The 11523-nt window shown below is 38.3% G+C and carries 11 protein-coding genes; 6 read left to right on the plus strand and 5 right to left on the minus strand.

From position 1 onward, the window contains the following. Window positions 1–211: 211 nt before the first annotated feature. Window positions 212–1258, plus strand: a complete 1047-nt coding sequence (locus GQR55_RS06545; RefSeq protein ID WP_166419945.1) for an NAD(P)-dependent alcohol dehydrogenase — start codon at window positions 212–214, stop codon at window positions 1256–1258. Window positions 1259–1331: 73 nt separating this feature from the next. Here the strand turns inward: GQR55_RS06545 and GQR55_RS06550 are convergent, their stop codons facing one another. Then, window positions 1332–2537: an MFS transporter gene (locus tag GQR55_RS06550; protein WP_166419946.1), complete on the minus strand. Its 1206-nt coding sequence runs from the start codon at window positions 2535–2537 to the stop codon at window positions 1332–1334. Window positions 2538–2897: 360 nt separating this feature from the next. On the opposite strand from GQR55_RS06550, the gene GQR55_RS06555 reads away from it, so the two are divergent. The 3 genes from GQR55_RS06555 to GQR55_RS06565 all read left to right on the plus strand — a co-directional run bounded on the left by GQR55_RS06555 (window position 2898) and on the right by GQR55_RS06565 (window position 7686). Beyond that, entirely contained in the window at window positions 2898–4196 is a 1299-nt protein-coding gene (locus GQR55_RS06555) for a PAS domain-containing methyl-accepting chemotaxis protein (protein WP_165726424.1), read from the plus strand. A gap of 154 nt (window positions 4197–4350) precedes the next feature. After that, window positions 4351–6534: a TonB-dependent receptor gene (locus tag GQR55_RS06560; protein WP_166419947.1), complete on the plus strand. Its 2184-nt coding sequence runs from the start codon at window positions 4351–4353 to the stop codon at window positions 6532–6534. 189 nt (window positions 6535–6723) lie between these two features. Beyond that, window positions 6724–7686 carry a TDT family transporter gene (locus GQR55_RS06565; protein ID WP_166419948.1) on the plus strand — a complete coding sequence of 321 codons (963 nt, stop codon included), beginning with the start codon at window positions 6724–6726 and terminating at the stop codon, window positions 7684–7686. 2 nt (window positions 7687–7688) lie between these two features. On the opposite strand, the gene GQR55_RS06570 is transcribed toward GQR55_RS06565, so the two are convergent. After that, window positions 7689–7880 carry a DUF2986 domain-containing protein gene (locus GQR55_RS06570; protein ID WP_197178405.1) on the minus strand — a complete coding sequence of 64 codons (192 nt, stop codon included), beginning with the start codon at window positions 7878–7880 and terminating at the stop codon, window positions 7689–7691. A 138-nt stretch (window positions 7881–8018) separates the two neighbouring features. Between GQR55_RS06570 and GQR55_RS06575 the strand changes: the two genes are divergently transcribed. Next, window positions 8019–9506: a dipeptidase gene (locus GQR55_RS06575; RefSeq protein ID WP_166419949.1), complete on the plus strand. Its 1488-nt coding sequence runs from the start codon at window positions 8019–8021 to the stop codon at window positions 9504–9506. 47 nt (window positions 9507–9553) lie between these two features. Here GQR55_RS06575 and GQR55_RS06580 read toward each other — a convergent pair whose 3' ends face one another. Further along, window positions 9554–10330 carry an EAL domain-containing protein gene (locus tag GQR55_RS06580; protein WP_166419950.1) on the minus strand — a complete coding sequence of 259 codons (777 nt, stop codon included), beginning with the start codon at window positions 10328–10330 and terminating at the stop codon, window positions 9554–9556. Window positions 10331–10549: 219 nt separating this feature from the next. Here GQR55_RS06580 and GQR55_RS06585 point away from each other — a divergent pair, with 219 nt between their 5' ends. Continuing rightward, window positions 10550–10735 carry a 2TM domain-containing protein gene (locus GQR55_RS06585; RefSeq protein ID WP_166419951.1) on the plus strand — a complete coding sequence of 62 codons (186 nt, stop codon included), beginning with the start codon at window positions 10550–10552 and terminating at the stop codon, window positions 10733–10735. Between the two features lie 84 nt (window positions 10736–10819). Here GQR55_RS06585 and GQR55_RS06590 read toward each other — a convergent pair whose 3' ends face one another. Together GQR55_RS06590 and GQR55_RS06595 are read right to left on the minus strand one after the other, a co-directional pair. Then, window positions 10820–11257 (minus strand): OsmC family protein, encoded by a 438-nt coding sequence (locus GQR55_RS06590; RefSeq protein ID WP_166419952.1) that lies wholly within the window; start codon window positions 11255–11257, stop codon window positions 10820–10822. A gap of 130 nt (window positions 11258–11387) precedes the next feature. Beyond that, window positions 11388–11522 (minus strand): DUF2256 domain-containing protein, encoded by a 135-nt coding sequence (locus tag GQR55_RS06595; RefSeq protein WP_076916399.1) that lies wholly within the window; start codon window positions 11520–11522, stop codon window positions 11388–11390. Window position 11523 lies beyond the last annotated feature (1 nt).

Below are 11523 nucleotides of genomic sequence, written 5' to 3' on the forward strand. Positions count from 1 at the left end.
ATAGATAGTGGTTTGGCGATTACTATCAGATCAAATTCAGAGCATGTTTTCAAGTTTTATTCCTTAAGATCCAACCTATGAACCTGTATTAGGTTATTAGCGTATTAAAGCCCAACATTGTTGGGCTTTTTTGTTTTTAGCGTCAGTTTGTATTCACGGCAACTGCGTTAGAGTTATTAAAATTTAAATTTTTAACCACTATGGAGTTATTATGAAAACAGTAGGATATGCAGCAAAAAGCCAAGGTTCTGAGCTGACAGAATTTTCTTTTGAGCGCCGCGAGTTACGAAATAACGATGTAGAAATTGAAATTTTATACTGTGGTGTGTGCCATTCAGATTTACACGCCGTACGAAATGATTGGGGTGGCAGTGACTACCCATTAGTACCCGGGCACGAAATTGTTGGTAAAGTTGTTTCGGTAGGCAGCGACGTTAAAAAATATAAGCAAGGTGATTCTGTTGGCGTGGGCTGCATGGTTGATTCATGCAAAAGTTGCGATCAGTGCGACAACAACGAAGAGCAATTTTGCCGAGAGGGTATGGTTGGCACTTATGCCGGTAAGGATAGAGAAACCGGCGAAATGACCCAAGGCGGTTATTCTAAAAGTGTGGTTGTACGAGAAGAGTTCGTACTTTCAATTCCAGAGAGTTTAGAGCTTTCACGCGTTGCACCTCTATTATGTGCAGGTATTACTACGTATTCTCCACTTCATAAATGGGGCGTTAAAAAAGGCAGCCGTGTTGGTGTTGTTGGTCTAGGCGGACTTGGCCATATGGCCGTTAAAAATGCAGTTGCAATGGGCGCAAGCGTTACGGTAATTGGCCGTAGTGAGTCTAAAAAAGATGATGCGGTTAAATTGGGTGCTCAGCACTACTTAGTGTCATCTAATGATGACGAAATGAAAGACTCGCAATCTGCCTTTGACGTCATTATAGATACGGTACCTGTAAAACATGATTTATCTATTTACACACCACTACTTGATGTGGATGGTACTTTAGTTATTGTAGGCCAAGTTGGCCCTGTAGATGAGCTAAGCACGGTACCATTATTAATGGGTCGCCGTCGTATTGCAGGCTCACTTATTGGTGGTATTGCACAGACGCAACAAATGCTCGACTTTTGTGGTGAAAATAACGTGCTACCTGAGTGCGAAATGATCAACATTGACGAAATTAACACAGCATATGAGCGTATGGAAAAATCTGACGTACGATATCGTTTTGTTATTGATATGGCGTCGTTAAGCGCTTAATTTACTAGGTAAATTAAAAATAATAGAGCCGCTAGTTAGCGGCTCTTTTTGTATTTACTATTTAAAGTATAGATTAACCAGCGGTTTGCGCTGTTGGTTGCTGTTTGTTTAGTTGTAAGTAACTTAATAGCCACATACCCAAACCACCTAAAAACAATGCAGCTGCTACGTAACCTGTTTGATTAGGTGCAGCACCTTGCGCTATTGCAATTCCGCCGACCCACGGGCCTATAGCATTTGCGGTATTAAATGCGCACTGTACAAGAGCACCGATCATAGCGTGACCTTCTGGAGCAACATCCATTAATAGCGTTTGAATAAGTGTTGCCAAACCCACACTGCAACCAATAAAGAAGATCACTGCATAAAGAGCCCAAATATTATGGCTTGCCGTTACATAAGCAAAGGCAAATACAATGGTACATACAAGCGCAAGGCCAGTCGTTTTAATTGCTGATTTATCGGCAGCTTTACCCAGTACATAGTTACCGAGCGTACAACCAATACCAAACATTACCATTGCGATAGAAATAGTATATGGGGCTGTTTTTGTTACCACTAAGATGGTGTCGGCAATGTAAGTATAAATACAAAACACCCCGCCAAAGCCAATAATTACAATACCCAAAATAGACCAAACCAGTTTGTTTTTAAGTACGCCAAACTCGTTTAGTAAGTTAGAAGGCTTAGCGTTATCTATATTTGGAACTACTTTGTAAACAAAAATAAAAGCAATAAATGCAAGCACTGCAGCGCCGGCTAAACAGTACCGCCAACTAAGGTTTTGACCCACAAGTGTTACAACAGGCACACCAACAATAGTGGCCACAGTTAAACCCATAAACACCTTAGACATAAAGCTAGCACGCTTACCTTTTGGGGCAATATCCGATGCTAATAAAATAGCCGCGCCAAAATATGCACCATGAGGTAAACCACTTAAAAATCTAAATATTACAAGTTGCTCAAGCGACGTTGCCATCGCGCTTAATCCGTTTGAGACAAACATTAAGCTTATAAATATGAGCAATGCTTTGCGCTTTCTCATATTAGCAGTGGTAAGCATTAAAATAGGGGCACCCACTACAACACCAATGGCGTAAGCACTAATTGCATAGCCACTTTGTGATGGCGTTGAGCCAAATGTTTCGCTAATTAGTGGCAGCATAGGCATCATCGAAAACTCAGATAATCCTAAAATAAATGTGCCTAGCGCTAATACGAGTAAAATAGCGGTTCTGTTAAGTTGACTAGATGCCGACGTTACATCTGATGTCATAGATGATCCCTTAAGGTTTAATTTTAAAAATGAAACTGCACAATAGATCTTGAATAGGACATATTATGTGTATGCTTAAATTTTGGTGTGAGAGGGTAGTCTGTGAGGGCGCTATTTTAAGTTAAAAAAAGTACAGAGTCATGCATAAATTAGTGGTTTTATTAGGTTTTTAAAATGTTAATTAGAAGAAAATACTACTTAACATTTATAAAATAAAAAAACTATTTATAAAGCATATATATATAAGATATTAAATATTAGCCGAAAGGTTATTTAAAGCTTATATTTACAGTACAGCTACATATTGATATCACATTAATTTGCTAATTTTTGTACTAATTTACTCCTTAAGGTTTTTATATGTTTGGTATTTCTAAAAGAAACGCAAAAATTGAAGAAATGGAGCTTCAATTAATTCAAAAACAATCTATTTTATCGGCAATTAATAAGCACGTTGCTTATATAGAGTTTACACCTGATGGAATAATATTAGACGCAAACCAGTTGTTTTTAAAAACGATTGGGTATAGCAAAGAGAAAATAATTGGTAAGCATCATCGTATGTTTTGCGAACCTGAATATGCAAAGTCAAACGAATATAGTCAATTTTGGCAAGCATTGAAAGCAGGGAATTCTAAAGCAGGCTCGTTTTTAAGGTACAAAGCTAATGGCGATAAGCTTTGGCTTGAGGCAACTTACTTTCCTGTAGAAGAGCGCGGCGTAGTCACCAAAGTTATTAAAATAGCCTCTGATATTACAAACAGTTACATACAAAGAAAAGCGCAAGAAGCTATTGCAAATGCACTCGACAAAGCCTTGGCTACAATAGAGTTTACCCCAGAGGGTAATATTTTAAAGGCGAACCAAAACTTTTTAGCAACAATAGGTTATAGCTTAAAAGACATTGTAGGCAAGCATCATAAAATGTTTTGTACTAAATTGTTTTATGAGAAAAACCCACGCTTTTGGAGTGAATTAGCGCAGGGGCAGTTTAAGTCAGGAAAATTTAAACGTATTGCCGCCGACGGTTCAGAAATTTGGTTAGAAGCAACTTATAACCCAATTTTAGATAGCAAAGGTAATGTAATTAAAATAATTAAGTTTGCATCAAATATTACCGATCGAATTAATAATAACAGTGCAGTGACAGAAGCCGCTGCAATAGCACATGAATCGGCGGTAGCTACTGCTACAACCGCTAAAAAAGGCTCTGAAATACTACAAAGCTCTATAGCGAACTCCGACGCCATTGTAAGCCAAGTACTTAAATCGGTAGATTTAATAAAAAATCTTAATGAACAGTCTGCGGTCATAGGTTCCATTGTTTCGACAATTAGCAGCATTGCGGATCAAACTAATTTACTGGCACTTAATGCCGCAATAGAAGCAGCGCGTGCTGGTGATTATGGTCGAGGTTTTGCTGTAGTAGCTGATGAAGTAAGGCAGCTTGCAGCCAGCACTAGTCGCTCTACTAATGAAATAGCAAGTGTTGTTAAAAATAACCAAGAGCTCACTAATGATATATCAAAGCAAATAACGTCAGTTTCAGACTCATCAAAACAAGGAAGAGAGCTTATTGCTAATGTGTCTGAGGTCATTAAAGAGATTGAACGTGGAGCCGATATTGTTTCTCAAACGGTAGCTAAGTTAAATACTTAGTTAATTGCATGTTCCTATGTTTAAAGCTGCCTTCTTATGTGCTCAAACACACCTAGCAACATTATAAATTGATAAAGTGCGACAATATGTCGCGCTTTTGCTTTTGCCACTCACACTATAATTACGCCAATTATTACAGTGGCATAAATTAACAATGGTTTATAAAAGCAAAACTCAAAAAACATATTTACTTACCCCTGTCGCATTTTTTATTAGTAGCGTGCTATCTCCTTTAGCATTTGCCGACGACACACCTTTAGAAGTGATAGAAGTTCACGGACATGCTCAAAATAAACATTTAGCACTTGGCTCGTCAGAATCGTTATTAAGTGATTTAGGTGTCGATTTTTCAGCAGCGGGCGGCGTATCTAATTTACCTGTTTTAAATGGTTTAATGGGCGATAGAGTAAAAGTGTTAATTGATGGCGCGGATGTAACTGCTGCATGTGCTAATCATATGAACCCGCCACTTTCGTATATTTCGGCTAATCAAATTACGTCTTACAATGTGGTTGCAGGCGTGTCGCCAGTAAGCGCGGGCGGCGATAATATTGCCGGTGTAATAAGTGTTAATTCTATTTCACCACAGTACAGCGATAGCAGTGAATTAAGATGGCACTCGGGTTATGTGTCGGCAAAATACAGTAGTGTTGATAACGGACGTAAACTTGGCGTTGGTGCACGTTTAGCAAGTGACACGTTTAGCCTTAATTATCAGGGTTCGTTTAGTGACGCAGATAGTTATGAAGACGGTAACGGCGATGTAGTATTAGATACATTGTATCGAGCACAAAATCATAGTTTAACCGCAGCTATGCGCGATGATAAGCAGCAATTAGTTATAAAGCTAACGCATCAAAAAATCCCGTATCAGGGATTTGCAAATCAGTATATGGATATGACCGATAACACCAGTTACGGTGCAATAGCTCAATACAAACGCTCCTTTGAAAACAGCGAGCTTGAAGGGCAAGTTAACTGGCATAGCGTAAAGCACGAAATGGGTTTTTTCAGTGAAGAAAAAACAGGCATGATGCCAATGAAAACTGATGCACAAGATATAAGTACGCAGCTAAAATGGCGTATTGCGCTTGATAAAAACAGCAGTATTTTACTCGGTCAAGAATATTATAATTACAGTATTGATGATTGGTGGCCAGGTATTGAAGGCTCAACCATGATGGGACCAGACGATTACGTAAATGTAAATAACGGTAAACGAGAGCGCATAGCGGCATTTGCAGAATTTGAGAGCCAAATAAATACAAAATTATGGTTAAACGCAGGCGTACGTATTGAAAGTATTAATACCCACGTTGGAGAGGTTCAATCTTACAACGATGACATGAGTATGATGGATATGGACGATATGGACGATATGGACGATATGAGCGATATGAGTAGTATGGAAAGTATGACCATGAGCGATACGTCTACAGATAATACCATTGCTGTTGAGAATTTTAATGCTGGCGACAGAGATAAAACCGACACTATAGTTGATGCTAACTTATTAATTAACTACCAAATAACAAATTATGATGAGCTGCAATTTGGTCTTGCCCGTAAAAACCGAGCGCCTAATTTATACGAGCGATACAGTTGGGGTGTAAGTACTATGGCAACTACCATGATTGGCTGGTACGGCGATGGTAACGGTTATATTGGTAACCCCGATTTAGATGTTGAAACAGCCCATACTATAAGTGCCACGTATATTAAATCGGCTAAAGATGATCGTTGGCGGTTAAGCACCAATGTTTGGTATACAGATGTGAACGATTATATTGATGCTGATAGTGTAAGAAGCTTCAATAGTTATGACTTGGACAATACAGCGCGTAACATTTTGCAGTTTACTAATGTCGATGCGATTTTGTATGGTGCAAAGGTAGACTTAACAGCCAACATTTATGAATCTAAGAATTTAGGCAATTGGCAGTTACACGCTAATGTTACTAATACCAGAGGCAAGCGAGACGATACTAACCAACCGCTTTACCAAATTAAGCCATTGCAAACTCAGCTAGATATTAGCCAGCAAATAGGTCGATTTGAAAATGTATTGTCTTGGCAGTGGGTAGATACAAAAAGCCGTGTAGACAATAATCGTTTTGAAAACCAGACAGGCAGTTATAGCTTGGTAAATTTAAGCTCTAAAGCAACATGGAACGCATTAACGCTAAACGCTGAAATAAGTAATGTGTTTGATGAATATTACCAGCTCCCACTTGGAGGTGTAAGTATTGCAGCGCTTAAACAAGATAGCAGCAACGGGTTTGAACAGCTTGCAGGGCAGGGGCGCTCGTTTAATATAAGTGCTAGCTATGCGTTTTAAATAACCTCATATTCAAATTTCAAATAAAGCGAAAGCCATAACCATGTTATGGCTTTTGCTTTTTTTTATGAAATATTAGTATGCTTAACACGTTCTATTAGGCACTGTTTTATTAATTTTATAACATTAGTTTTAGTAGAATGCAGAAAAAGCAATAACTTGTTCATCACCCAATGGTTAGGAAATACAGTGTTTAAACAATTTAAAAATAAAGTCATGGGTGCGCCAACAGCTATGGCCGGTTTAGCTTTGGGTATTGCCAGTATGGGGTGGACATGGGAAAACGTTTTTAATTTAAATAATTATGGACAATATCTGGGAGCGCTATTAGCTGGCGTATTAGTTCTACTTTTGGCTGCTAAATTTTTACTGCACCCCGATTTATTAAAAGCTGATTTAGCACACCCAGTTGCAGGAAGTGTGATCCCGACATTTGCAATGGCTAACCTGGTTATTTCAAAATCAGTGGGGCAATTTGACCCATTAGCTGGCGACATTATGTGGGTTTTAGCTTTTGTGCTGCACTTTACATTTTTGTTGAGCTTTTTATATCAGCGAGCAAAAAAGTTTAACTTTGAAGATATGGCGCCCAGCTGGTTTGTGCCACCGGTGGGTATTATTATTGCAGACATTACTTTTTCGGGTAATCCTACATTAGCGTGGTTAGCCTATAGTGCGTTGGTTATTGGCATATCAGCGTACAGTACTATACTGCCAATTATGTTTTATCGTTTTTTAATAGCATTAAAAAGTGATTACGAAATACAGCCAACACTTGCCATTTTAGCCGCACCTGCCAGTTTAACATTAGCGGGGTATTTTCATATAGCGGCCAATCCATCACTAACTATAGTGGGAGTATTATTTACATTAGCGATAATAAAAACACTGATTGTTTATGTGTTATTTATAAAGTTATTACGCAGGCCTTTTACGCCTAGCTACGCTGCTTTTACGTTTCCAATGGTTATTGGGTCAACAGCATTATTTAAAATGACAGATTGGATGCAAAGTATAGACCTCGCAATACCATACATAGATGCGGTTAATTACTTAGCTACGTTCGAACTTATAGTTGCCACAGCAGTAGTCGTTTATATAAGTGGTCGGTACTTTTGCCATTTTAAAATATCAAAGCAACAGGTAACGTAAAGTTACTCTTGAATTACCTGTGGCTCATTACCTTCTTGCTCAGCTAGCTTTTCGCGCTCAGCTTTTGACACATAACCAGGTTTGTTGCTTTTGTGTAGTTTAGCGTTAGTGCGTTTATCTTTCTTTTGAAATTTAGTGACGATTTTTTTACGACGATTCACAATTAAATGCCCTGTTAATTTTAAGTCGCGCATTATACAGTCATCCTCATAAAAGCTGCTATATAAATATTTACCTTAAGTAATCTGCGCGTTTGGCGTAAAGAGCTATAAGTAAGTAACTCATAGCGTTATAATTCCCCACTCTTAGTTATTAATTAAATGGGAATTGTTTTGAAAAAGTTAGCTTTAGCCAGTATTGCTTTATTTGCGTTTGGTGCTCATGCGCAGTTAAATAAAAATATTGATAGCGTTGCCGATTACGCAGTAGATACCTACCAAAATGCTCAAATACACACTCTTACCAATTTAGTTGCCTTTCCTACGGTTAATAAAGCGAATATAAAAACGCCACAAAACCAAGATTTTATTGGCTTTAAAGCCCTGTTAAAAATGAAAGCCGCAGAGCTTGGTTTTGACTACCAAGATTTAGGGTACACCGTATTAATTGGTATGGGCGAGCAAAGCGAAAAAGTAACGGTAGTAACGCATGGCGATGTGCAACCTGCAAATGCTAGCAAATGGAAACAAAGCCCGTTTATTATTGATACGTCTGAGCCTGGTAAATTAGTTGGTCGTGGTACAGAGGACGATAAAGGCGCAATAGCAACCGCGCTTTACGCCATGAAAGCAATTAAAGATAAAGGCATAACGCTTAATAATCGTATTGAGTTAATGATTTATCTGGCTGAGGAGTCTGATTGGGGCCCGCTTACTCAATTTATGAAAACGTATGAACAACCAAAATATGCAGTAACGATTGATGCATCATACCCTGTAGTGGTTGCCGAGAAAGGCTGGAGCTTAATTGCTCCTACCTTTAAAGCAACATCACCACAAACGGGTGTGTATGTAAAGGATGTAACTGGCGGTGCGTTTAGAAGCCAAATTCCAGAAGACGCCAGCTTAGTACTTCACAATGCAGACGCTGCACTTATTAATGCATTAAAAGCAAAAGCCAAAACATTAAATAAAGTTGAGTTTAACTTTAGTGAAAAAAGTAATGGTTTAGCAATAAGCGTTAAAGGTATGTCGGCGCATTCATCAGAGCCAGAGTCGGGTATAAATGCGATTGCCTATTTAGCTGAGTTATTTAAAGGCGTAGAGCTTGAAAATAACAGTGACGGCGAGCTAATCGACTTTGTAAATCAGTTAATTGGTTTAGATATTCATGGTAAACAGTTTGGCGAAATAGCTTACAAGCACGACTTTATGGGCCCGATGACAGTGGCACCAACTGTTATTGAGCGCGATGGTAATGCACTAACACTTGCTGTAAATGCACGTCGCCCCATGGGTAAAGACGAAGCTGTACTACAAAAGCAAATTGATGTTGCACTTGCTAATTGGCAGGCTGCTAATAACGTAACGCTTGCTAACATAGAAACAATTATTGGCACACCGATGCTACTTGATGGCGCACCGCATGCGCAAAAGCTGCTTGATATTTTCAAGCATTTTACGGGCGACGAAAAAGCTGACTTTGTATCAATTGGTGGTGGCACTAATGCAAAGCTGTTTGATAACGCAGTGTCGTTTGGTCCTTCAATGCCAGGTAAACGCTACACGGGTCACTCAGAGCATGAATTTATGACCATTGAGCAACTAGAGCTAAATTTGCGCATGTACACAGCGATGATGATAGAGCTGGGTAATATGTAGCTTAAGCGTACTTAGATTCAATAAGGTTTAATAATAGGTGTTGAGTACTAATCAGCACCTATGTCCTTAAAATTTACCTCAGGCAAGTTTTCAAAGCTTGGTTTGGCAAATAAATACCCCTGCATAAGCTCAACACCTGCGTTTTTAAGCCATATATACTCTTCTACGGTTTCAATCCCTTCAGCCAATGGGGTTATGTTTAAATCGCGAAACATATTTAAGCAATGAGTCACTATTAATTGACGCTTTTTATCGTTGTTTATATCGCGTATGAGGGCCATATCAAGCTTAATAATATCGGTTTGAAAGTCAGCCAGTAGATTTAATCCTGAATAACCTGCGCCAAAGTCGTCAGTCGCGGTTTTAAACCCAAGAGATTGATAGTAATCAACAACGCGCTTTATGTGTGCGGTGTCTTCTATTTTTTCTACTTCAGTAAATTCAAACATAATATTTTGAATTGGGAAGTTATACTTTTTTGCAGCTTCTAGTGTGGTGCGTATACATCGCTCAGGTTTATAAATAGCATTAGGTAAAAAGTTAATGCTTAGCATTGATGTTATGCCCAGCTTTGCGGCTAATTGAATGGCTTTAATACGACAAAGCTGATCAAACGCATAGCGGTTGTCTGCATTTACTTTTGAAATAATTGAATAAGCAGACTCGCCAGTTAAACCCCTAACTAGTGCCTCATAGCCATAAATAAGATTAGTTTTACAGTTTATAATCGGTTGAAAAGCCATAGAAAAATCAAATTCGAGATCGTTAGCGTCAGCACAGTTGTTACATGTCACTTTTTCGAAATCTTTTGATTTTTCGCTCATTTAGCTCATCCTTTAATGTTTATTTGTTTAAGGTTAGTTGAGATTAGAGCCTAACACAAACAGATTAAAGTATTGGGTTTTATGCATTGAAGCATGATAAATAACTATATTTTTAGGTAGGGAGTAATGACTAATGTCATGCCATTTAATGACATTTAGCAGCTGTGCACGATGCTTATTAAAACAATAATAGTGGCATACATTATTTGGAGAATAAAAATGAGCAGCACAATTACATTAGGCAAAAAAATTAAAACATATCTACTTATTTTAACTTTGCTAAGCGTTATAAATTTACTAACTTCGCCTAGTTATATATGGGTAGTATGGCCAGCAATTGGGATGGGAATAGGGCTTGTAGTGAGTACTTTGAGTAGGAATAAACCTAAAAATACTTCTTTATAATAAGCAAGCCAAGTAATTACTTACTTGGCTTTTTTAGTAAGGAACTGTCTAAACAGTTAAGTCTAAATAGTTAAGTCTAAATATTTAAAATGCTGATTGAAGTGTCGCATCTAGTGATATTTCGGTATTTAAGAGCTTGGAAATAGGGCAGCTCTTTTTGGTTTGCTCACATAAGGCTTGAAACTGCTCGTTTTGAATATCATCAATACGCGCTTTTACCTCAAGGGCAATATGCGTTACTGAAAAACCGTCATCTACTTCATCAAGGTTTACAGTGGCTTTAGTATCAATTTTATCTGCGGTAAAGCCTGCATCACCTAATGCAAGCGAAAGCGCCATACTAAAACATGCACTGTGCGCTGCACCTACTAATTCTTCAGGGTTTGAGCCTGCTTCATCTTCAAAGCGGGTATTAAAACCATAAGGTTGTTTGTTAAGCGCGCCACTTTGAGTTGATATGCTACCTTTGCCTGTTTTAATATCGCCAGACCATGTTGAACTAGCCGTTTTTTTAATAGTCATCATCTTCTCCTTGCTTGAGTGTAAGCTTTTCAGGTTAGCTAAGCGTTATTTACAAAATAAACTTATATAAAGCCTTAAAAGCACTAATTACTGATGATGTTGCAAAATAGACGCCAGTTAATTGTTACTCTTATTTATTACGCCTGCAGCGCTCTGAACAGAAAATAACGTTATCCCAGTCGCGCTGCCATTTTTTACGCCACGTAAAAGGTTTATTACAAATAGGGCATATTTTTTGAGGTAAGTTTAGTTTTTTGTGCGCCATG

It is taken from the genome of Pseudoalteromonas sp. Z1A8, from assembly GCF_011378855.1.
In the GTDB taxonomy this organism is placed as follows: domain Bacteria; phylum Pseudomonadota; class Gammaproteobacteria; order Enterobacterales; family Alteromonadaceae; genus Pseudoalteromonas.